This window comes from Microbacterium sp. M1A1_1b, assembly GCF_053345565.1.
In genome coordinates, this window is sequence record NZ_JBKFAJ010000002.1 from 496,775 (window position 1) to 518,231 (window position 21,457).

The window sequence follows — 21,457 nt, forward strand, 5'->3', positions numbered from 1 at the left end:
GACCGTGGTGTCCGTCGGGGGTGGCCGGTAGCATTCCAGCATGACCGACGCCCCGCACCCGCAGCCCGCCCGCATCGTCCCGGTGTGGGCGATCGTCGCGTTCCTGGTGCTGGCGCTCGGCGGTGCGTGGGCCGTCACACTGCCGCTGTGGCTGTCCGGGCGCGGGCTCAGCACGCCCGGAGCCACCCTGTTCATCGTCGGCATGATGTTCACCCCGCTGGTCGCTGCAGCGCTCGTGCTGCTGATGCTCGGACGCCGCCGACCGCGTCCGGTGCTGCGGTTCCTGGGCGTGTGGCCGCTCCGGCCGGCCAAGCGCACGGTGTGGGTGACCGTCGCGGCCTACCTCGGTGGGTTGCTGCTGCCGGTGGCCGCGCTCGCCGTCGCCGTCGCCGCGGGGTGGTTCCCGCTCGACCTGACCGGCTTCGGTGGGTTCCGTGACGTGCTCCGCGCTCAGGGGCTGACCCAGCTGCCCGTGCCGATCGGGGTGCTCGTCACCGCCCAACTGGTGCAACTGCCGTTCCTGGCGGCGTTCAACGCCTTCGTCACCATCGGCGAGGAGATCGGGTGGCGGGGCTTCCTGGTGCCGGCCCTGTCGCGCTTCGGCACCTGGCCCGCACTGATCGGCTCCGGGGTCGTCTGGGGCCTGTGGCACACGCCGATCATCCTGCTCGGCTACAACTTCGGGCGCTTCGACGGGCTCGGGGTGCTGTTCATGGTCGTGGCGTGCGTGCTGCTCGGCACCGTGCTGGGGTGGCTCCGGTTGCGCACCGGGTCCGTCTGGCCCGCGGTGTTCGCGCACGCCGGGGTGAACGGCGCCGCCGGGGTCGGGACCGTGCTCTCCGCGTCGGGGGTCGGCGTGTCGAACGTGCTGCGCAGCCCGCTCGGGTACTCCGGCTGGATCGTGCTGGCCGTCGTGATCGCGGTGCTCGTCCTCACCGGCGCGATCCGCTGCCGCGGCGAACTGGGACCGGCTCGTCCGGCCGCATCGACCCGGCCGAGCACGCAGGACGCGCAGCCCGCGCCGTCCGGGTCGCCCTCGGTGTCGCCGTCCGGGTCTCCCTCCGTGTCGCCCGACGTCAGAGCGGGCGACTGAGGAAGTACCGCCGGATCGCGTCGCCGTAGGGCGTCGGGGTGCCACTCCAGTCGCTGATCATGGCGGAGCCGCCGTACTGTCCGCCGTCCGGGCAGCCCGTCACGCCGAAGTTCCAGAACACGTACCCGTCGCCGCCGTTCCGGTCCATCCACTGCATGAACGCCAGCGGCATGGTCGTCGAGCAGTCGTTCACGCCGATCTCCTCGGCGACCATCGGCATCTTCACCGCGACCGGCCGGAAGTTCGCCGTCCAGCACGACGCCGTCACGCAGCTCTTGAAGTTGTACAGGTGCTGGCCGGCCACCAGGGCCTTCGCGGGGTCGGTCGGCATCGCGGTCAGCAGCGGCGACATGTCGTGCCCCCAGTCCAGCCCGTTCACGATGATCGGCTGCCTCGCCCCCGTCGCCCGGATGGTGTCGACGAGCTGCTGGTACCCGGCTGCCTGCCAGCCCTCGGGCATCTGGCAGCCGTTCCGCCAGCAGTCGACCGAGATGTCATGCGGTTCGTTGAACGGTTCGTACAGCACGGCCGGGCTCGACGCGAACCGGCTGGCCACCGAGGTCCAGAAGGGCAGCGAGTAGGTGGTGTTCGCCATCTCCTTCTGCTGCTCGCCCCAGATCGCCTTCGGTCCGGTGAAGTGCAGGTCCAGGATCGTCCGGATGCCGTTCGCCGCCAGGCGGTCGACGTAGTCCTGCACCGCCGCTCGGTACGGCTCGCCCGTCGACTGCGGTGCCCAGTCGATGCCGAGCCAGCAGTGCTCGTTCAGCGGGATCCGCACGGCGTTGACGTTCCACGACCGCAGCAGGTCGATCGACGCCTGGTCGGTCGGGCCGGAGAACACGCCGCCGCCCTGCTGGCAGTTGTACTCGGTGCCGGAACGGTTCACGCCGCGCAGCTTCACGGCCCGGCCCGAGGTGTCCACGAGCGCGTTCTTCGCGACGCGCAGGGCGGTGACGGGGACGGCGGGGGTGGTGGTGGCGGACGCGGTGGTGGCGGGGACCAGGACCCCCGCGACGACCGCGATGACGGTGAGTCCGGTCGCGACGCTGCGCCGGAGGATGCTGGATCGCCTCATGGGGTCATGGTCCACCCGCGGTCAGCAGGTGTCCACCACGCCGGCTCGATGCGAACGGTACCCCCTGGGGGTATCATCGGGGACATGGACGAGCACGACGAGCACCAGCACCACGCGACGACCGTGCGGGATGCGTCCCACGACGACGCCCGCCGGCACGACCTCGACGTCGACCAGCACGAGCACCACGGCGGCGGCGATCACGATCCCCACGCGGATCGCGGCCACGCCGAGCACGACCACGGCGGCCACCACGACGCACACGCCGGCCACCACGGGCACGGCGGACACGGGGACCACGCCGCGATGTTCCGCGACAAGTTCTGGTGGAGCCTGGTGCTCGCCGTGCCGGTCGTCGCGTTCAGCACGATGTTCGCGGACATCCTGCACTATCCGCTTCCCGATGCCGCGTGGGCGGGTTGGGTCTCGCCGGTCCTCGGCACGGTGCTGTTCCTGTACGGCGGCTGGCCGTTCCTGAGCGGTGGGGTCGCCGAGGCCCGCGCCAAGCAGCCCGGCATGATGCTGCTGATCGGCATGGCCATCGTGGTGGCCTTCGTCGCGTCCTGGATCACCAGTCTGGGCCTGTTCGGGCTCGACCTCGACTTCTGGTGGGAGCTCGCGCTCCTGATCGTGATCATGCTGCTCGGCCACTGGATCGAGATGCGCGCGATGGGCGTCGCGTCCAGTGCCCTCGACGCCCTCGCGGCCCTGCTGCCCGACGAAGCGGACGTGGTCGACGACCAGGGCGACGTGTCCCGGGTGGCCGTGGCGAGCCTCCAGGTCGGTCAGACGGTCGTGGTCCGTCCCGGCGGACGCGTGCCGGCGGACGGCCGGGTCGTCGACGGCCGCGCGCAGGTCGACGAGTCGATGATCACGGGGGAGTCCGTCGCCGTCGAACGCGGCTCCGGGGACCGCGTGGTCGCCGGCACCGTCGCCACCGACAGCTCGATCCGCGTCCGCATCACGGCCACCGGCGACGACACCGCACTGTCGGGCATCCAGCGGATGGTCGCCGAGGCGCAGTCGTCGTCCTCGCGAACCCAGGTGCTCGCTGACCGCGCGGCGGCCCTGCTGTTCTTCTTCGCCACCGGCGCCGCGATCATCACGTTCGTCGTGTGGATCCTGCTCGGCAGCCCGACCGAGGCGATCACCCGCACGGTCACCGTCCTGATCATCGCGTGCCCGCACGCCCTGGGGCTGGCGATCCCGCTCGTCGTCGCGATCTCCACCGAGCGTGCCGCCAAGGCCGGCATCCTGGTCAAGGACCGCCTGGCGCTCGAGGCCATGCGGAACGTCGACACCGTCGTGTTCGACAAGACCGGCACCCTGACCACCGGGTCGCCCGAGGTCGTGGACACCGTCGGCGACGACGCCGTCCTCGGGCTCGCCGCCGCCGCCGAACGCGACAGCGAGCACCCCGTCGCCCGGGCGATCGTCGCCGCGGCCGAGCAGCGCCGCGTTGCCGTGCCGTCCGACGTCTCCGAGACCGGGTCCGTCCCCGGCCGCGGGGTCACCGCGACCGTCGCAGGCCAGCGCGTCGAGGTCGGCGGTCCCGCGATGCTGCGTGACGGCGGCGCAACGGTCCCCGCCGAGTTCGAGGACACGCTCGCGCGGTGGCGTGCCGAGGGCGCTGCCGTCATCGTCGCGGTCGTCGACGGCACCGTCCGGGCGGCGTTCGCCGTGCGTGACGCCGTCCGGCCCGAGTCCGCCGAGGCCGTCCGCGCCCTGCACGACCGCGGCATCCGGGTGGCGATGGTCACGGGCGATGCCCAGCAGGTCGCCCAGGCCGTCGCCCGCGAGCTCGGGATCGACGAGGTCCGCGCCGAGGTCCTGCCCGAGGACAAGGACTCCGAGGTCGCCCGGTTGCAGCAGGGCGGCGCCGTGGTCGCGATGGTCGGCGACGGCGTGAACGACGCACCCGCGCTCGCCCGTGCGGACGTCGGCATCGCGATCGGCGCCGGTACCGACGTCGCCGTGCAGAGCGCCGGTGTGGTGCTCGCCTCGAACGACCCGCGCCGCGTGCTCACCGTGATCGACCTGTCGCGTGCGACCTACCGCAAGATGGTGCAGAACCTGGTGTGGGCGACGGGCTACAACCTGCTGTCGGTCCCACTGGCAGCCGGTGTGCTGGCGGGCGTCGGCTTCGTGCTGTCGCCGGCGGTCGGTGCGGTGCTGATGAGCCTGTCGACCGTCATCGTCAGCCTGAACGCCCAGCTGCTGCGGCGCTTCCGCGCCTGACGCCGGGGTCGGCCGCGCTGGCCCGGCTGGCCCGGCTGACCGGCTGGCCCCGGCTGACCGGCTGGCCCTGGCTGGCCCCGGCTGACCGGTCGCAACACCCCGGCGGCGCATCGTCGAGTGGTCACGAGTCGTCGTTCGCGGCGCTGCCGATCGACGATCTGTGACCGGTCGAGGGAGGTGAGCGGGGTGTCGTGACCAGTCGGGCGCCGGCACGGGCCGCGGCGGACCTCGCCCGATCGACGATCTGTGACCACCGGGAGTTCATGAGCGGGGTGTCGTCGGTGCGGACCGGCAGGATGGACCCGTGAGTGATCTGGTGACCGGGGACGACGGACTGGCCCGCCCCGCCTGGGCGTCGGTCGACCCGATGCTGCGCGACTACTACGACACCGAGTGGGGCATGCCGGTCCGCGACGAGCGGGGAGTGTTCGAGCGGCTCTCGCTCGAGGCCTTCCAGTCCGGCCTGTCCTGGCGCACGATCCTGGCCAAGCGTCCCGCCTTCCGCGCCGCCTTCGCCGACTTCGACCCGGACATCGTCGCGGGCTTCGGCGAGGACGACGTCGCCCGGCTGATGGCCGACGCGGGCATCGTCCGGAACCGCGCGAAGATCCTGGCGACGATCACGAACGCGAACGCCACGATCGCCCTGCGCGCGGACGGTGGCCTGGCGGAGTTCGTGTGGTCGTTCCGCCCGGAGTCGACCCCGCAGCCGCAGACGTTCGCCGAGGTCCCGACCACGAGCGACGAGTCCGTCGCCCTGTCGAAGGCCCTGCGGAAGCGCGGGTTCGCGTTCGTCGGGCCCACGACGATGTTCGCGCTGATGGAGGCGCTCGGCATCGTCGACACCCACCTGGTCGACAGCCACCGTCGCGGCACCTCGGGCGTCTGGTCCTGACCGGTACCGTGATCGGATGGACGACGCGACCCTGGCATCGACGCTGGTGACCGAGTCGGCGGCACTGGCCGAGCGCATGCGCTCCGCCGGAGTTGCTGCCGAGGAGAAGACGTCGGCGTCCGACCTGGTCACGGCGGCTGATCGCGCAGCCGAACGACACATCCACGAGGTGCTGGCACGCGAACGCCCGGGCGACGGGCTGCTCGGGGAAGAGGGCAGCGCGACCGGCGGCACCACCGGCCGGCGTTGGGTGGCAGACCCCATCGACGGGACCTTCAACTACGTGACCGGACTCCCCGCGTGGTGCAGCGCCATCGCGCTCGAGGTCGACGGTCGCCTGACGACCGCCGCGGTCCGTCGACCCATGACCGACGAGACCTGGGTCGCGGCTGCGGGTCGAGTGGAGCGCAACGGTGTCCTGGTCGAGCCGCTCGACGACCGTCCACTGGCCCTCGGGAGCGTGGCGACCTACCTGCACCCGGGCGACCTGCAGGACCCGATCGTCACCGGTGTGTTCAGCAGCATCGCGGGCGCAGCGGCGACGGTGCGCATCAGCGGTTCGGGGTCGTGCGACCTGATCGACGTCGCCGCCGGTCGCATCGGGCTCTGGATCCAGTACGACTGCGCCGACTGGGACTGGCTGCCGGGCCGCGCACTCGTCGAGGGCGTCGGCGGCGCGACCGAGATCGTGCACCGGGACGGACGACGGTGGCACCTTGCCGGCTCGCAGCAGTCCGTGGCCGAGGCTGCGGCCCTGCTCCGCGCCGCCTGACGGTCACCGCCCGTCCCCGGTGTCAGCCGCCACAGCCGGACCGCGTCACCGACATGAGCCCACCGGTGCACGCGGACTCTGACCAGCCGCTTGCACCGGACGAGTCCCAGGCGCCGGTCGACGCGACGGACACCCCGGCCGCTGTCGTCCGCAGGAAGGTCGGGATCGGGTCACCCTCGGTCGTGGAGGTCATCCACGCGAAGGTCGCTCCGTCGCCTCGGTCGGACGCCGTTCGCAGACACCGCAGCGCCGCAGCCGGCAACGGACCGGCCCCCTGCATCTCCGCGGTCCCGCAGTCGGTCCCAGACGACGACATCACCCACGCGGGCGCGTCCGGCAGGTCCCGTGCGGCACCGATCGGGTCTGCAGGAACACCACTGCAGGCCGTCAGTGCGCCGAGCCCGGCCACCGCGAGCACGGCCGTCAGCAGGAGTCGTCGCACGGCACGAGCATGCCACGGCACGCGCCGGTCCGGAGGACGGCTCCCGGGGCTAGGGTCACGACATGACGAACGAGCACCCGGCATCCACCCCGCGCGTCATCCAGGTCACCCCGGTCGACGCCGAACAGGTCGCCGTCCCGATCGACGTCGACGTGCCCGAGCCCGACGCCCTCGCCGCCGACGGCCGGGTCCCCGAGCACGACCCCGCCGAGGTGCGGATCGCCTTCCTGCTGTTCCCCGACCTGACGCTGCTCGACCTGGTGGGCCCGGCGCAGGTCCTCACGCGGGTGCCCGGCGCGCGCGTGGAGTACGTCGCCGCGACGCTCGACCCCGTCCCGACCGACTGCGGTCTGCCGCTGGTGCCGACCGTCGCCTTCGCCGACGCGACCTCGGCGGACGTGCTCGTCGTCCCCGGCGGCGACGGTGCGTTCGACGCGATGCTCGACCCCGAAGTCATCGCCTTCGTCCGGCGTCAGGCCGAGGGCGCGACGTGGATCACCTCGGTGTGCACGGGGGCGTTCGTCCTCGGCGCGGCCGGGCTGCTCGCCGGCAAACGCGCGACGACGCACTGGGCGTCGAAGCCGATGCTCGCGGCCTTCGGAGCGACGCCCGTCGACGAACGCATCGTCGACGACGGCTCGGTGGTGACGGCGGCCGGCGTCAGCGCGGGCATCGACATGGCGCTGTGGTTCGTGGCCGAACTCGCCGGGCAGCCCGAGGCCGAACGCATCCAGCTGCAGATCGAGTACGACCCGCAGCCGCCGTTCGACGCCGGATCGGCCGAGCGTGCCGACGCCCGGGTCGTGGCCCAGGCCCGTGCCGCCGCCGAGGATGCACGAGGCGACCGGGTCGCGCAGGCCGCCGCAGCCGTCATGCGCTGACCGGCGGTCAGTCGAGCGGCAGCAGCATCTGCGTCGAGGTCACCCGGTACCCGAGCTGCGCGTACAGATCCTGCGCGCCGGTGTTGTACCCGAACACGTTGAGGCCGATCGAGCGCGCGCCCTGGTCCTTCGCGACCTGTTGGCCGAGCTCGAGTGCACGCCGAGCGTGTCCGAGCCGTCGGTGATCCGCGTCGATCTCGACGTCGAACACCCACCAGTCCGCGCTGCCGGCCTCGAACGGACCGATCCACAGGTACCCGACGACGGTGTCTCGGTCGTTGCGGACGTCCCACACGTGGTGTCCGGCGAGCGGCGCGCCGCCGGGGAACCAGCGGTCGAGCGACTGCTGCTTGTTCGCCTCGGCGCGTTCGCGGCTCTCACCGGACCGCATCCGCGACCGGACGTACGCCGCCATGGTCGTGTCCAACCAGGCCGGGAGGCTCGTGGCCGGCATCACCTGCAGGCGCGTGCCCGTCATCGGTTGCCCTTCGACCCCCGGCTCGGCTTGCCGCGCATCTTGCCGCGGCCCGGCGTCGGGCCCTTTCCCGTGTTCGAGTTCTTGCCGCCACCGGACTTGCCGCCACCCGGGGACTTCGCCTTGGCCTTGCCGCCGACGGTGCCGGCCTTGCCGCCGGACCCGGGCTTGTTGCCGGCGTCGGCCTTCGACCCGCCACGCGACGGCCGCGAGCCGTCGTCGGAGGCGCGATCCGGGCCTCCTGGCTGGTCGGGCTGACTGCGGGAGCTGTTGGCGGTCCGCCCGCGCACCACGCCGATGAACTCGGCCGTCAGGTCCGAGGCGTCCTGCTCGCGCCAGACGAGGGCGACGCGCGTGCCCTCGGCGTCGGTCAGGGGGCGGGCGACCAGGTCCTTGCGGCTGGCCTTGCGGAACAGCGACTGCGGCAGGACGACGACGCCGACGTTGGCTTCGACCAGGTCGAGCGCGCCGCTGACGTCCGCGGGGACGGGACCGGCGTCGATGACGTGCACGTCGGCCAGGTCCGCGGTGGTGAGTTCCGATGCCTTGGCGAGGGCGGAGTCCTTCGGCGTGGCGACGACGGCGGTCTCGGTCCACAGCGGGATGGCGTTGTGGGACTCGGCGACGGGGAGCCGGGCGAACACCATGTCGACGTCGCCGGCCAGGGTCTCGTCGACCTCGGACTGGCCGATCGGCCGGAGCAGCAGCTCGACGGAGGGGAACCGGTCGCGCCAGACGCGAGCCCACTTGGCGGGGGAGACGCCGGGCACGAAAGCGATGGTGAGTGCCGCGGTCATGCAACCGAGCATAGGGGCCGTACCCTTGACACCATGGCGCAGGAACAGACGATGAAGCCCGAGACGGCTGCGAAGAAGCTCGGCATCCTGCTGTCGGCCGCTCCGGAGTCCTTCCGCGACGCGCCCGTCACGCGGACCGCCTTCGACGAACTGCGGACCTCGCCGCCCGAGTGGCTCGAGGACCTGCGTCGCGACGGCCCGCACCCGCGCCCCGTCGTCGCGCAGAAGCTCGGTGTGTCGATCTCCGGGCTCAGCCGCTCCGGCATCGAGGAACCGCTGACCACGGCGCAGATCAAGGACCTGCTGGTCCAGAAGCCCGAGTGGCTCGTGCAGGAACGTGCCACCCAGGCCGCCGTCCACGCCGAGAACGCCCGCGTCAAGCAGGAGCGCGCCGCCAAGACGGCTGCCCGCGCCGAGGGCTGACCCGCCGTCCCGACCCGTTCCCAGGACCGCCCGTGCACCAGACCGTGTCCGACGCGCTGCTCGTCGTGCCGCAGTTCGCGTCGGTGTGCTGCATCGTCGGTGACCGGTACCGCCCGCGCCCCGGCGTGATCGTGCCCGCGGCGGTGATGCTCGTCGCGATGCTGCTGCCCGTGCTCGATGCGGGCGCCGTCTGGACGCTGATGGCGGCGACCGTGCTGCTGCTCCTGGCACCGCTGCCGGTGATGCGCCGACGTCGCGCTGACGGGCGCCGGGCCGAGCCGATGGACGTGCACCGGGCGCTGTCCTCGGTCGTGATGGCCGGGATGCTGCTCATGGGGCACGCGACCGGGTTGGCAGACGGACATGCGGCGCACGGCATCGCGCTGACGGCGGTGCTCGGCGGAGGCGTGATCGGGTACTGCGCGTTCAGCGGGTGGTTGCTGCGGTACGAGTGGGGGCGTGACGACCGGCGTTCGGTGCGCAGCGGCGAGGTCTTCGCGATGACGGTCGCCGTCCTCGGCATGACCCTGGCGATGTAGCGCGGGCGGGCCGCCCGCGCCCGCGCCGTCCCGTTCCTGCTCCCTCGATGCGGGGCGGACCGCCCGCGCTACGGTGGTCGCGTGTCCGACCGAGCCGCTCGACCCGATCCCGCGCCACGCCTCGACGAGGTCGACGAGCGCATCCTCTGGACGCTGGCCGCGGACGCCCGGATCCCGAACAACCGGTTGGCCGCAGCCGTCGGGATCGCCCCGTCGACGTGTCTGGCCCGGGTGCGCGCACTCGAGGACGCCGGGGTCGTCCGTGGGTACCGGGCCGACGTCGACGTCGCCCGGCTGGGCTTCTCGATCGAGGCGATGGTCTCGGTGCGGGTGCACGCCGCCGCACGGCACGAGCTGCGGGAGTTCGCCAAGCGTCTGCTGCGGGTGCCCGTCGTGCTGGACGTGTCGTTCCTGGCGGGCGACAAGGACTTCCTGGTGCACATCGCCTGCACGTCGACCGAGCAGCTCCGCGACTTCGTGGCCGACGAGCTGAGCGGGGACCCGTCCGTGGCGACCACGCAGACGAACATCGTGTTCGAGCGGCTCACCGCGGATCGCGAGCGCCAGGCCCGGTCCTACGACGAGCTCCGGCGCTGGCGAGCCTGACCCCGACGCCTGCTGCTCGGCTGCCGTCGCGGACCGGTCACGACACCCCGGCGGATGATCGTCGACCGGTCGCAGATCGTCGCTCGGCGCGCTGGAACGACCCGCGCTGACCGGTCACGACACCCCGGCGGATGATCGTCGACCGGTCGCAGATCGTCGCTCGGGAGGCGCCACATCGACGATTCGCGACCAGTCGCCGGACGTGAGCGGGGTGTCGTGACCACTCGGGGACCGGAGCCGCGCCAGACCCCCGCGGTGCCTGACCCCCGCCGCGCCTGACCCCCGCCGCGCCTGACCCCCGCGGTGGCAAACCCCGCCGCGGGCTCAGCGCGTGCGGGTCATCGGGACGTGGGGGATCCGGTCCTCCGTGTAGTCGTCGCCCGAGCGCACGAAGCCGAAGCGTCCGTACCACTGCTCGAGCTGCGCCTGCGCACCGATCACGACGACGGGCGAGCGGGTCGCGGCGAGGGCGGCCTCGATGAGCTGTCCGGCCAGCCCGGTGCCTCGAGCGCGGGCAGCCGTGACGACGCGGCCGATGCGCTCGGTGCCGTCGGGCTCGCGCAGCAGTCGCAGCGTGGCGTCGACCGAACCCTCGCCGGCCCAGAACTGCACCGTGCCCGGCTCGAGGTCGCGTCCGTCGATGTCCCCGTACGCGCAGCCCTGCTCGACGACGAACACGTCCTGCCGTAGCCGGAGGATCTCGTGCAACGTGACGACGTCGAGGTTGCGGGTGGGAGCGCTGAAGACCGAGGCCATGCGGAAGTTCCTGACGATTGCTTGAGAAGGGGGTTCCGGGATCGCCCCGAGAGGCGTACCGTGCCGGTCAACCACTCTACGTGCGCAGCCAGATCAGGAGGTGAGCGCATGGACAAGCCGTTGCGCGCACCCTGGCGCGCTGCGATCCGGTACGCCCTGATGGGCACCGGGGTGAGCGCCGCCGCAGTGCTGCTCTCGCTGACCGTCGGCGCGCACTCCGCGTCGGCCGCCGAGCGTGCACCGGCGCAGGGCCTGGTCAGCGGGGTCGTGCAGGGCCTCGGCGACACCGTCCAGGGTGTCACGAGTGGCGTCGGTCAGGTCGTGGGCACCGCCGTCGAGCCCGTCCGCGCCGCCGTCCCGCAGCCCCCGGCAGCGCCCGTCGCACCCGCTCCGGCTCCGGCGCCTGCTGCGGCACCGCCCGCGCCGGCACCCCACACGGCGCCGGCGCCCGCTGCCCCCGCGCCGGCTGCACCCGCTCCCGCGGCGTCCGCGCCCGCTCCGGCGGCACCCGCGAGCATCCCGGCAGTCGCGCCAGCACCGGCAGCTCCCGCGAGCATCCCGGTAGCCGCGCCGGCACCCGCGACCGGTCCGGCACCTGGCACCGCAGCCCAGCCCGCAGAAGCACCCACCGACAGCACCGCGACCGCCCCGGCGACGTCGGCCGAGCCGACCGTGGTGACCACGGCCTCCCGGCCCGTGACCGACACCCTGGTCACGGTCCTGCGCCCCGTCACCGGGGCCGTCCAGGGCCTGACGGGCGCACGCCCGGTCACGTCGCTCGTCGACACGCTCGACCACGTGGTCGGCCAGGTACCCGTGGTGAGCACGATCCTCGGCGACGACACCCTGGGCACCGTGACCGCGCCGGTCACCGGCCTGGTCGACGACACGCTCGGCAGCGTCGGGACGGTCGTGGGGGACGTTCCGGACGTCGTGACCGGCGTCCTGCCGCCCACCGTCACCCTGCCTGGAGGCCCCACTCCCGTTCTCCCTGCCCCCGCACCTCCGCTGGGCACCGGCTCCGACTCCGTGGTCACGCCGCCGTCGTCGGCTCCGGTCGACCCTGTCGCAGCACCGGTCGCGTCCGCGCCCGCAGTCGGACCGTCGGTCGTGACCGCCACGCGGGCGGACGTCGTCCCCAGCACCACCACGGCGCGCACCGTCGTCGGAATGCCCGACGTGCAGTCCGCCGCCGCAGCCCCCGCGTCCGCCACGCTCGGTGGAACGGCGCTCATCGTGCCCGACGGCACCACCCCCGGTGACCAGCCCCTCGGCGGCACCGGCTCCTCGACCTCCGGCGGCACTGCGAGCTCCGGGTCCGCCGGCGCCGGTGTCGTCGGCACGGTCGGCACGTCTGCCGACCAGGACCCCCTCGCCGCCGGGATGCGCGGCACCATCGCCGACGACGTGGTCCCCACGTCGCTCTCCGGCGAGCACGACGTCGCCCCTGACTGAGATCGGTGCACCTGCCCAGCACGGCAGGAACAGCACCACCGACCGCGACCGCGGTCGTGACATCTCGATCAGGAGTGATGACCATGAACAAGTACGTCTCCAGAGGGCTCTGGTTCGCCCTCTTCGTCGGCGGGTTGACGTTCGGAGGTGCTGCCGCGGCGAACGCGGCGACCACCACCGGCGCTGACGGTGCCGTGTCCGGGACCCAGGTGGCGCCGTCCGTCGACGCCCCCGTGTCCGTCCTCGGCAACGCCCTCGGGGTGCTCGGCGACGCGGTGTCCGCCGCGGCCCCGGCGGCACCTGCGCCTGCGGCACCGTCTCCCGCTGCCGTGCCGGCCCCTGCCGCGCCGGCTCCCGCCCCCGCGGTTCCGGCTCCTGCCCCGGCTGCTCCGGCTGCTGCGCCGTCGACCTCCGGGGCGGACGGTGTGGGCTCGGGCACGCAGGTCGTGCCCGAGGTGACCGCCCCCGTGACGGTCGGCGGCACCGCGATCGCCGTCGGCGGTGACGCGGTGTCGACGTCGGCTCCGGCAGCGGCCCCCGCGGCTCCGGCCCCGGTTGCCCCGGCCGCGCCGGTTGCTTCTCCCGCAGCGCCGACCACCTCGGGTGCGGACGGTGTCGCGTCCGGCACCCAGGTTGCCGGGACCGTCCAGGTGCCCGTCGACGTGACGGGCAACGCGATCTCGGTGCTCGGCGGCGCGGCCTCGACCACGGCGGCTCCGGCTGCCTCGGCTCCGGCCGCGTCGACACCGTCGGCACCGTCGACGCCGACCGCGTCGGGTCCGACCACGGACGGTTCCGACGGTGTCGTGTCCGGCACCCAGGTCGTCCCGGTGGTCTCGGTCCCCGTGACCGTGACGGGCAACGGCATCGGGCTGCTCGGTGACGGGACCTCGACGGGTTCCTCGACCGGCACCGGCACCGGCACCGCTGGTTCCAGCACGGGCGGCGGGGCAGCGGCCCCGACGACGGGTGGTTCCGACGGGACCGCCTCGGGGACCCAGGTCGCTCCGGTGGTCTCGATCCCCGTGACGATCGGTGGGAACGGCATCGGGCTGCTCGGTGACGGGACCTCGACGGGTTCCTCGACCGGTACGACGGGCACGGGCTCCACGAGCGCGGGCACGACCGGTCCGGGCACGACCGGTCCGGTGACGAGCGGTTCCGACGGCGTCGCATCTGGCACGCAGGTCGTGCCGGTGGTCTCGATCCCGGTCACCATCGGTGGGAACGGCATCGGCGTGGTCGGTGACGGCACCTCGACGGGCTCCGGCACCGGTACCGGCTCGGGCACCGGCACACCGGGCACGGGTTCCGGCAGCACGACCACCGGCGACGGCGGGCTGCTGTCGGGCACCCAGGTCGCCCCGGTGATCGGCATCCCGATCACCATCGGCGGGAACGGCATCGGCATCGTCGGGGACGGCACCAGCACCACGACGACCCCCGGCGGCGGAACGACCCCCGGTGACGGCACCGACCCCGGTGACGGCACCGACCCGGGTGACGGCACGGACCCCGGTGACGGCACCGACCCGGGCGACGGGACCGACCCTGGTGACGGCACGGACCCCGGCGACGGCACGACCCCCGGTTCCACGACCACCCCGATCGACGGCGGCATGACCGCTCCGACCGGCGTCGTGACCACCGGTGCCGTGACCGTCGGCACGGCGCCGACCACCACGACGGCCCGCACGGCCGCCGCGGTCGCGACCGCCCCGGCCGCCACCACCGCAGCGACGGCGGGCACCACCCCGTCGACCCTGGCGTACACGGGGGCGACCTCGCCTGCCGTGCCCGTCGGGTTCGCGCTGCTGTTGCTCCTCGCAGGCGCCGGGACGCTCGTCCTCCGACGCCGGCACTGAGAACACGACGCCGAGGGGCACCGGCCCGCCGGTGTCCCTCGGCGTCGCGCCCGCGGGAGCGTGATCTCCGGTCCACTCCCTGAGAAGCAGCAGGAAGCCATCTGGGTGTGCTTGATGCCGATGCTGTGAACAGCGGAAGCGCGTCGGCAGGCGCCCGGAAGCCGTTCGGCAGGACGATGAACCCCGTGTTCAGCGAACTGCTCCGTGTCCCGATCGTCACCCCCCAGGTGCTCGTCCCCGTCGACGTCCTGGCGGCGCTGCTGACGCTCTGGACCCTCGTCGGGCGGCGCCGGGGGCTGGTGCTGCGGCTGATCGCCCTGGTCGTCGGTGCCGGCATCGGGCTGCTCGCCGTCTGGTGGTTCGGTGACGTCCGGGACACGTTCGGTGTCGCGTTCACCCCGGTCACCCGGATGTGGGTCGCACTGGCGTTCGCCGGCGTCGCACTCGCGCTGGTCGTCCTGGTGCAGGGCGGACTCGGCGGGCGAGCCTGGGGGCGCCGGGTCCTCGCGGTGGCGGCGATGGCCGCCGTGGTGCTTGCGGCGGGCCTCGGGGTGAACGTCGACTTCGGGGCGTACCGCACGATCGACCAGGCCATCACGACGAACCCGTACCCGAACGGCACGCTCGGACACCAGCACGCCGCAGCGCCCGGGGCGAGCGTCGTCGACGCCGCGACCTGGACCGCGCCCGCGGGGATGCCACGCGAGGGGAAGGCGATGTCCTTCCGCATCCCCGGCACCGTGTCGCACTTCCACGCCCGCAAGGCCGTCGTGTGGCTGCCGCCGGCCGCACTCACGAAGGACCCGCCGACCCTGCCCGTGCTCGTGACGTTCTCCGGACAGCCCGGCCAGCCGTCCGACATGTTCCAGGCGGGCGGGATGGGCCGGTACCTTGACGCCTATGCAGCTGCACACAAGGGGCTGGCGCCCATCGTCGTCGCGCCGGACCAGCTCGGGGCGCCGAACCGCAACCCGATGTGCCTGGACTCCCGGCAGCTCGGCCGGACCGCGACCTACGTCATGACGGACACCGTGCACTGGATCACGAAACACCTCGACGTCGCGTCCGGGCCGTCGGCGTGGGGTGTCGACGGGTTCTCCGAGGGCGCGACCTGCGCGATGCAGTTCTCCGCGGAGCACCCCGACGTCTTCGGGTCGGCGCTCGCGATCTCGAGCGAGATCGCCCCGTTCACCGGCTCGGCGCAGCACTCGGCACAGGTGGCCTTCCACGGCGACCGAGCCGCGTACGCCGCGGCCGCGCCGGTGGCGATCATGCGCCGCAACGCGCCGTACCACGACCACCTCACCGTGTTCGGCTTCGGCCAGGACGACGCCCCCTACCGGGCCACGACCGCTCGGCTCCGCGCCGCCGCCGAACAGGCCGGCATGCAGACCGACGTCCTGGTCTCGCCCGGGTCGGCGCACGACTGGAACACCGTCCGCTACGTCCTCGCACACGGACTGCCGCTGGTCATCGCCCACCTCGGCCTGCCGGCGCAGGACGGCGCGCTGTGAGCCCGCGCGACCTGGGGGTGACGGCGCTCCACGCGGCCCGGCGTGCCCCGGTCACCGTCACGATCACGGCGCTGGTCCTGCTGACCACCGTCGTGGGCATCGCGATGCGCATCGGCCACGCGCCGAACGGCCCGCAGGACCTCGGGCCGTTCCGGGTCTTCGCCGCCTCGACGGGGGTGCTGGCGCTCCTGCTGACGCTGGCCGGCGTCGTCGCCCTGGTGGGAGCCTCCGAACGGTTGATGGGGTCGCGGCGGACCGCCGCCGCCTTCGTCGTGACGACCGTCGTCGGGACCGGCCTGGGCGCGCTCAGCGCCTTCATCGACCTGGACGGCCGGAACGCCGGGGCGCTGCTGCTCGGACGGGCCACGAGCTTCGACCCGTGGACGGCGATCGTCGGGACCATCGCGACCGCCAGCGCCTTCGCCGGACCGCTCTGGCGTCGTCGCATCCGCGTGAACACCCTCGCCGTCGTCGCCGCGCTGTTCCTGTACGCCGGACACGCGTCGGACCTGTACGCCGTGCTCGCCGCGGCGACCGGCTGGGTCTTCGGCGAGGTGCTGCGGCAGACGCCCAAGCGGGTCGGGTGGGTGCGGAGTTCGCACCGCGAGATCCGGGTCCTGCTCGGCACCGTCGTGCTGGTGTCCGCCGTCGGCCCGGTCATCGCGCTCGTCTCCCGCGCCCGCGTCGGCCTGCTCGCACCGATCGCTGCCGTCGTCGGCACCGGTCCCGTCACCCCGGTGTCCGGATGCCGGACGGACGGCGTGGCGGGGGAGTGCCTGCGCCACCTGCTGGCGTACCGGGCGACCGACCCGTGGACGCTGCTGCTCGCGATCCCGCCCCTGCTGGTCCTGGTGGTGGGCGGCCTCGGGCTGTTCCGCGGCAGCCGGTTCGCCGTGTGGCTCGTCGTCGTGATCGATCTGGTGACGGCGATCGCCGCAGTGGTGACGTACACGGCGGTCCCCGGCCGGATCGAGCGGCTGCACGGCACCGAGGACCAGTTCATCGTCACGCTGTCGATCGGCGCGTCGGTGTTGGTACCGCTCGCCACGGCCGTCGTCCTGATCGTCCTGCGCCGGTCCTTCACCGTGCTGCCCACCCGCCGACGACTCGCCGGGTTCGGTGCGGTCGTGCTCGGCACGGCCGTCGTCCTGGTCGCTGTCCTGCTCGTCGTGGCCGACGCCTCGCCGACCCGCGTGGCCGACCCCCTGCGCATCGCCGTCGCCGCGCTCGGCCCGATCTCACCGACGACGTTCTGGGAACACCTGCCGACCATGGACCCGGGGCTGCGGTTCGCGCTCGGCATCGCCGGCCCGGTGCTCTGGCTCGTCGTCGCGATCGCCGCCGTCCGGCCCACGGGCGCGGCCCCGCAGGACCTCGACGCCGACGGCAGCCGAGCCGACCGCGAGCGCGCCCGAGCGCTGCTCAAGGCCGGCGGCGGGGACACGTTCGGGTGGATGACCACCTGGCAGGGCAACGCCTACTGGTTCGCGGACGACGGCCGCGCCGGCATCGCGTACCGGCGGAACGGCGGCGTCGCGGTGACGCTCGGCGGACCCTTCGGCTACGAGGACGCCAGGACCCCGGCGCTCGCCGCCTTCGCCCGGCACTGCGACGACAACGGCTGGACCCCGGTGTTCTACGGCGTCGACGAGCCCGTCGCGGCTCCGCTGCGCGCCGTGGGCTGGAGCACCCTGCCCGTCGCCGAGGACGCCGACTTCGACCCGCGCCCGTGGACGACGAGCGGCAAGAAGAAGCAGGACGTGCGGACGGCGGTCAACAAGGCGAACCGCGAGGGCATCACCGCCACGTGGGCCGCCTGGCACGACCTGCCGGCCGCCACCACCCGGCAGATCGAGGCGATCTCCGAGGAGTGGGTGTCCGAACGCGAGCTGCCGGAGATGGGCTTCACCCTGGGCGGCGTCGACGAGATGCGCGACCCGGACGTCCGGACCCTCGTGGCGCAGGACGCCGAGGGCACCGTGCTCGCCGTGACGAGCTGGCTGCCGTCGTACCGCGCGGGCCGGGTCGTCGGGTGGACGCTCGACGTGATGCGCCGCACGAACGCGGCACCGAACGGCGTGATGGAGTTCCTGGTCGCGAGTGCCGCGGACCGGATGCGCGAGGACGGCGCCGAGAAGCTGAGCCTGTCCGCCGCACCGCTCGCCCAGGCGCCGGGCTCGGCTCCGTCCGGCGACGGCGTGCAGAGCCTGCTCGACCTGGTCGGCGGGGTGCTCGAACCCGTGTACGGCTTCCGGTCGCTGCTGCGGTTCAAGCTGAAGTTCGGCCCCGACCTGCACCCGCTCGTGCTGGCGTACCCGGACGCCGTCGCGCTGCCCTCGATCGGCATCGCGGTCGTCCGCGCGTACCTCCCCGACCTGTCGCTCCGGCAGACGCTGGCGTTGGCGCGCGGCCGCAGCTGACCCGGTCCGATCGGCCCGTGGCGGACCGTGACGGTGCATGACCGAGCCGGGCGCGGGTGTCGGGGTGCTGCGGTATCGTCGGGGGTACGCAAGCGCTCCGGGGTCGGTGCAAGTCCGAACCGGTGGTGACAGTCCACGAGCTGACGACGGGTCCGACCCGACCGATGCTGACCCGGTGCGAACTCCGGGACCGACGGTGAGAGTCCGGATGGAAGGATGCGCTGGCGGACGGCGTCGCCGTGCCCGGACCCGACAGGGACCGTGGCCTGGGTGTGGCCGTCCGCTCCGCCGACGACCGTCGTGCACACCCGGAGTCCCGTAGGAAGGGCACCAGTGTTCACCGGCATCATCGAGGAACTCGGCACGGTCACCGCCGTCGAGCCGCGCGGCGACTCCGTCGCGCTCACCATCCGCGGGCCCCTGGTCGTGGCCGACGCAGCGCACGGCGACTCCATCGCGACGAGCGGCGTCTGCCTGACCGTCGTCGAACAGACACCCGAGTCCTTCACCGCGTTCGTGATGAAGCAGACGCTCGACATGAGCGCGCACGGTTCGCTGCGCGTCGGCGACCCGGTCAACCTCGAACGTGCGGCTTCGGTCGGCGACCGCCTGGGCGGCCACATCGTGCAGGGGCACGTCGACGGCACCGCGACCGTGCTCGAGACCGCCGACGGTGACGGCTGGCGACGGGTCCGCTTCGCGCTGACGCCCGAGCTCAGCCCCCTCGTCGTCGACAAGGGCTCCGTCGCACTCGACGGCGTCTCCCTGACCGTCAGCGCCGTGTCGCCGGAGGACACCGACCCGGCGGACGCCTGGTTCGAGGTCAGCCTGATCCCCGAGACCCTCGCCGCGACCACCCTGGGCGACCGCGTCCCCGGCGACCGGGTCAACGTCGAGACCGACGTGCTCGCCCGCCACGTCCGCCGCATGCTCCGGCTCGACGCCGCAGCACAGGCAGTCGGCCAGGAGGACCGGTGATGGGCACCGAGACCGGGCACCTGACCGACGTGGCCGGCCCGGCGGACGCGGGGCGGGCCTCCAGTCCGGTCGCGGACCGGACCGCGCACGGCCTGGCGACCATCGAGGCGGCCGTCGCCGCGATCGCGGCGGGTCGGCCCGTCATCGTCGCCGACGACGAGCACCGCGAGAACGAGGGCGACGTCATCCTGTCCGCCGAGCTCGCCAGCCCGGAGTGGATCGCCTGGACGGTCGCGCACTCGTCGGGGTTCATCTGCGCGCCCGTCAGCGCCGAGATCGCGGACGCCCTCGACCTGCCGCCGATGGTGGCGCACAACGAGGACGTCCGGGGCACCGCCTACACCGTGACCGTCGACGCAGCGGTCGGTGTGACGACCGGCATCAGTGCGCACGACCGGGCCCGGACGCTGCGGGTGCTCGCCGACCCGGCCTCGGTCCGTGACGACCTGCACCGGCCCGGCCACGTCGTGCCGCTGCGCGCGCGTCCGGGTGGCGTCCGCGAACGCGCGGGCCACACCGAGGCCGCGATCGAACTCGTCACCGCGGCGGGCCTGCGTCCGGCGGCGGCGATCTGCGAGATCGTCGACGAGGACGGCAGCATGATGCGTCTGCCGCGACTCCTCGAACTCGGGGCACGTGCCGACGTGCCCGTCATCACCATCGCCGCACTCGTCGAGTGGCTCGACGCGGCAGACCGGGCGACGGCGAGTGCCGTGCCCACGGAAGGAACCGAACGATGAGCGGAGCAGGCGCAGCCGAACGCGACCAGGTCGACGGCAGCGGGGTCCGGGTGGCGATCGTCGCCGGGCAGTGGCACGACACGATCGCGGCGGGACTGCTCGCGGGCGCGCAGCGCGAGGTCGACCGTCTCGGAGCCGACGCGACGGTGCTGCCCGTCCCCGGTAGCTTCGAGCTGCCCGTCGTTGCGAAGGCGGCCCTGGGCGCCGGGTTCGACGCCGTCGTGGCGCTCGGTGTGATCATCCGCGGTGGCACCCCGCACTTCGAGTACGTGTCGTCGGCGGCGACCGACGGCCTGACCCGGGTCGCGATCGAGACCGGCAAGCCCGTCGGCTTCGGGGTGCTGACGCTGGATGACGAGCAGCAGGGCATCGACCGCGCCGGTCTGCCCGGCTCGAAGGAGGACAAGGGCGCCGAGGCCGCGCACGCCGCCGTGTCGACGGCCGTGCTGCTGCGGAGCCTGACGGTCCCCGTCGTCTGACCGCGTCGGCCGTGCGCGCGTCGCACCCCGTCGCGGACATCGCGCCCCGATCCCTCGGGGCGCGATGTCCGTCAGGGGGTGCGACGGCACCCTGGAACGGCGCACGACCGCGTCGCTGCAGCACAGAACGGCCCCGCACCGATCGGTGCGGGGCCGTTCTGTGCGGAGCTGACTACCGCTTGCCGAACACGTGGATCGGCAGGAAGAACGAGAGGCACATGAGCAGCACGCCGCCCATGAAGACGAAGGCCTGACCCGAGGCGACCTGGAAGGCGACACCGAACAGGTACATCGAGACCACGAGCAGCAGGATCGAGAAGACAGCAGCGATGACGCGGCCCACAGTGGTACCTCCGAAGGTCAGGCGGGTGGAACACTGCCAGTCTATCCCCAGGCGGTGACGTCCGGGTTCACGCGCGGGGTCTGCTGGACACGAGACGATCGACGACGGCGAGCAGTGGCTCCATGTCGACGCTCGCCCGGTCCGGACGGCCGTCACTCGCAGCACCGAGGGACGCCGCGTGGTACAGCCCATCGCCCATGAGCTTGACGGCCTGCGCGGTCGGCGCGTCACCGAGGGCGTCCACCAGGGTGGCGAGCCAGGCGTTCTCGGTCTCGTCGAGCGTGCGGCCGGCTTCCTCGTACCCGGCCTGCTGCAGTCGGCTGGCGGCCAGCAGCACCAGGTCGAGCTCGCTGCCGACGAACTGGCTGTTCCGGACGAAGTACCGCGCTGCGCCGTCCTCGGCGTCCCGCATCAGCTCGACGTCGGCCGCGGACAGGTCGGCGAGACGGTCGCACAGGCCCTCGACCAGGGCGGCCTTGGAACCGAAGTGGTACAGCAGCCCGCCCTTCGAGACCCCGGCGCGGGCGGCGACGGCGTCGAGGGTGGCGGGACGCTCGCCCTCGGCGCAGACGATGGCGACGAAGCTGTCCAGGACGCGGTCGCGAGCACTTGCCATGGTGGGGAGTCTAGAGAGTCGTGGGCGGCGGGACGGTACCCGCCCCGCCGCCCGC

Annotated in this window: 23 protein-coding genes and 1 riboswitch; of the genes, 15 read left to right on the forward strand and 8 right to left on the reverse strand. The window is 73.3% G+C overall.

Going from position 1 to position 21,457, the window contains the following annotated elements:
• Positions 1 to 40 precede the first annotated feature (40 nt).
• Positions 41 to 1,093 (forward strand): CPBP family intramembrane glutamic endopeptidase, encoded by a 1,053-nt coding sequence (locus ACLBWP_RS07015; RefSeq protein ID WP_447654626.1) that lies wholly within the window; start codon positions 41 to 43, stop codon positions 1,091 to 1,093.
• Here the strand turns inward: ACLBWP_RS07015 and ACLBWP_RS07020 are convergent.
• Together ACLBWP_RS07020 and ACLBWP_RS07025 are read right to left on the reverse strand one after the other, a co-directional pair.
• A complete protein-coding gene (locus ACLBWP_RS07020) occupies positions 1,077 to 2,168 on the reverse strand; it encodes a glycoside hydrolase family 5 protein (protein WP_447654627.1) in 1,092 nt (363 codons plus the stop codon). The genes ACLBWP_RS07015 and ACLBWP_RS07020 overlap by 17 nt on opposite strands.
• 21 nt (positions 2,169 to 2,189) lie before the next feature.
• Positions 2,190 to 2,468, reverse strand: a complete 279-nt coding sequence (locus ACLBWP_RS07025) for a hypothetical protein (RefSeq protein ID WP_447654628.1) — start codon at positions 2,466 to 2,468, stop codon at positions 2,190 to 2,192.
• 6 nt (positions 2,469 to 2,474) lie between these two features.
• Here ACLBWP_RS07025 and ACLBWP_RS07030 point away from each other — a divergent pair, with 6 nt between their 5' ends.
• The 3 genes from ACLBWP_RS07030 (at position 2,475) to ACLBWP_RS07040 (ending at position 6,073) form a co-directional block, all read left to right on the forward strand.
• Entirely contained in the window at positions 2,475 to 4,406 is a 1,932-nt protein-coding gene (locus ACLBWP_RS07030) for a heavy metal translocating P-type ATPase (RefSeq protein WP_447654629.1), read from the forward strand.
• 304 nt (positions 4,407 to 4,710) lie between these two features.
• On the forward strand, positions 4,711 to 5,301 hold the full coding sequence (locus ACLBWP_RS07035; protein ID WP_447654630.1) for a DNA-3-methyladenine glycosylase I: 591 nt from the start codon (positions 4,711 to 4,713) through the stop codon (positions 5,299 to 5,301).
• Between the two features lie 16 nt (positions 5,302 to 5,317).
• Entirely contained in the window at positions 5,318 to 6,073 is a 756-nt protein-coding gene (locus ACLBWP_RS07040) for an inositol monophosphatase family protein (RefSeq protein WP_447654631.1), read from the forward strand.
• Between the two features lie 22 nt (positions 6,074 to 6,095).
• Here the strand turns inward: ACLBWP_RS07040 and ACLBWP_RS07045 are convergent, their stop codons facing one another.
• On the reverse strand, positions 6,096 to 6,266 hold the full coding sequence (locus ACLBWP_RS07045) for a hypothetical protein (RefSeq protein ID WP_447654632.1): 171 nt from the start codon (positions 6,264 to 6,266) through the stop codon (positions 6,096 to 6,098).
• A gap of 311 nt (positions 6,267 to 6,577) precedes the next feature.
• Between ACLBWP_RS07045 and ACLBWP_RS07050 the strand changes: the two genes are divergently transcribed.
• Positions 6,578 to 7,396, forward strand: a complete 819-nt coding sequence (locus ACLBWP_RS07050) for a DJ-1/PfpI family protein (protein WP_447654633.1) — start codon at positions 6,578 to 6,580, stop codon at positions 7,394 to 7,396.
• 7 nt (positions 7,397 to 7,403) lie between these two features.
• Here the strand turns inward: ACLBWP_RS07050 and ACLBWP_RS07055 are convergent, their stop codons facing one another.
• Both ACLBWP_RS07055 and ACLBWP_RS07060 read right to left on the reverse strand, forming a co-directional pair.
• Positions 7,404 to 7,874, reverse strand: a complete 471-nt coding sequence (locus ACLBWP_RS07055; protein WP_447654634.1) for a GNAT family N-acetyltransferase — start codon at positions 7,872 to 7,874, stop codon at positions 7,404 to 7,406.
• The gene (locus ACLBWP_RS07060; RefSeq protein ID WP_447654635.1) at positions 7,871 to 8,668 is read right to left on the reverse strand and encodes a LysR family transcriptional regulator substrate-binding protein; all 798 of its coding nucleotides are present in this window, start codon (positions 8,666 to 8,668) and stop codon (positions 7,871 to 7,873) included. Before ACLBWP_RS07060 ends, ACLBWP_RS07055 begins: the two co-directional genes overlap by 4 nt.
• Before the next feature lie 33 nt (positions 8,669 to 8,701).
• On the opposite strand from ACLBWP_RS07060, the gene ACLBWP_RS07065 reads away from it, so the two are divergent.
• The 3 genes from ACLBWP_RS07065 to ACLBWP_RS07075 all read left to right on the forward strand — a co-directional run bounded on the left by ACLBWP_RS07065 (position 8,702) and on the right by ACLBWP_RS07075 (position 10,236).
• Entirely contained in the window at positions 8,702 to 9,091 is a 390-nt protein-coding gene (locus ACLBWP_RS07065) for a DUF5997 family protein (protein ID WP_447654636.1), read from the forward strand.
• A 32-nt stretch (positions 9,092 to 9,123) separates the two neighbouring features.
• Positions 9,124 to 9,630, forward strand: coding sequence for a hypothetical protein (locus ACLBWP_RS07070; protein WP_447654637.1), 507 nt, complete (start codon positions 9,124 to 9,126; stop codon positions 9,628 to 9,630).
• An 81-nt stretch (positions 9,631 to 9,711) separates the two neighbouring features.
• Positions 9,712 to 10,236, forward strand: a complete 525-nt coding sequence (locus ACLBWP_RS07075) for an Lrp/AsnC family transcriptional regulator (RefSeq protein WP_243561765.1) — start codon at positions 9,712 to 9,714, stop codon at positions 10,234 to 10,236.
• Positions 10,237 to 10,560: 324 nt separating this feature from the next.
• Here the strand turns inward: ACLBWP_RS07075 and ACLBWP_RS07080 are convergent, their stop codons facing one another.
• Positions 10,561 to 10,992 (reverse strand): GNAT family N-acetyltransferase, encoded by a 432-nt coding sequence (locus ACLBWP_RS07080; RefSeq protein WP_243561764.1) that lies wholly within the window; start codon positions 10,990 to 10,992, stop codon positions 10,561 to 10,563.
• 108 nt (positions 10,993 to 11,100) lie between these two features.
• Between ACLBWP_RS07080 and ACLBWP_RS07085 the strand changes: the two genes are divergently transcribed.
• From ACLBWP_RS07085 to ribH, 7 genes are all read left to right on the forward strand, one after another.
• Positions 11,101 to 12,447, forward strand: coding sequence for a hypothetical protein (locus ACLBWP_RS07085; protein ID WP_447654638.1), 1,347 nt, complete (start codon positions 11,101 to 11,103; stop codon positions 12,445 to 12,447).
• An 83-nt stretch (positions 12,448 to 12,530) separates the two neighbouring features.
• Entirely contained in the window at positions 12,531 to 14,312 is a 1,782-nt protein-coding gene (locus tag ACLBWP_RS07090) for a hypothetical protein (RefSeq protein ID WP_447654639.1), read from the forward strand.
• Positions 14,313 to 14,497: 185 nt separating this feature from the next.
• Entirely contained in the window at positions 14,498 to 15,826 is a 1,329-nt protein-coding gene (locus ACLBWP_RS07095) for an alpha/beta hydrolase (RefSeq protein WP_447654640.1), read from the forward strand.
• Positions 15,823 to 18,246, forward strand: coding sequence for a bifunctional lysylphosphatidylglycerol flippase/synthetase MprF (locus ACLBWP_RS07100; RefSeq protein WP_447654641.1), 2,424 nt, complete (start codon positions 15,823 to 15,825; stop codon positions 18,244 to 18,246). Before ACLBWP_RS07095 ends, ACLBWP_RS07100 begins: the two co-directional genes overlap by 4 nt.
• Positions 18,247 to 18,336: 90 nt before the next feature.
• Positions 18,337 to 18,470, forward strand: a riboswitch (FMN riboswitch).
• Between the two features lie 109 nt (positions 18,471 to 18,579).
• A complete protein-coding gene (locus tag ACLBWP_RS07105; protein WP_447654642.1) occupies positions 18,580 to 19,224 on the forward strand; it encodes a riboflavin synthase in 645 nt (214 codons plus the stop codon).
• On the forward strand, positions 19,224 to 19,964 hold the full coding sequence (ribB, locus tag ACLBWP_RS07110; RefSeq protein ID WP_243561759.1) for a 3,4-dihydroxy-2-butanone-4-phosphate synthase: 741 nt from the start codon (positions 19,224 to 19,226) through the stop codon (positions 19,962 to 19,964). Before ACLBWP_RS07105 ends, ribB begins: the two co-directional genes overlap by 1 nt.
• Positions 19,961 to 20,443: a 6,7-dimethyl-8-ribityllumazine synthase gene (gene ribH / locus ACLBWP_RS07115; RefSeq protein WP_447654643.1), complete on the forward strand. Its 483-nt coding sequence runs from the start codon at positions 19,961 to 19,963 to the stop codon at positions 20,441 to 20,443. The genes ribB and ribH overlap by 4 nt, the downstream gene beginning before the upstream one ends.
• Before the next feature lie 172 nt (positions 20,444 to 20,615).
• Here the strand turns inward: ribH and ACLBWP_RS07120 are convergent, their stop codons facing one another.
• Complete coding sequence (locus tag ACLBWP_RS07120) at positions 20,616 to 20,786, reverse strand: hypothetical protein (RefSeq protein ID WP_243561757.1); 171 nt, start codon at positions 20,784 to 20,786, stop codon at positions 20,616 to 20,618.
• Positions 20,787 to 20,853: 67 nt separating this feature from the next.
• Entirely contained in the window at positions 20,854 to 21,402 is a 549-nt protein-coding gene (locus ACLBWP_RS07125) for a TetR/AcrR family transcriptional regulator (protein ID WP_243561756.1), read from the reverse strand.
• Positions 21,403 to 21,457: the final 55 nt, after the last annotated feature.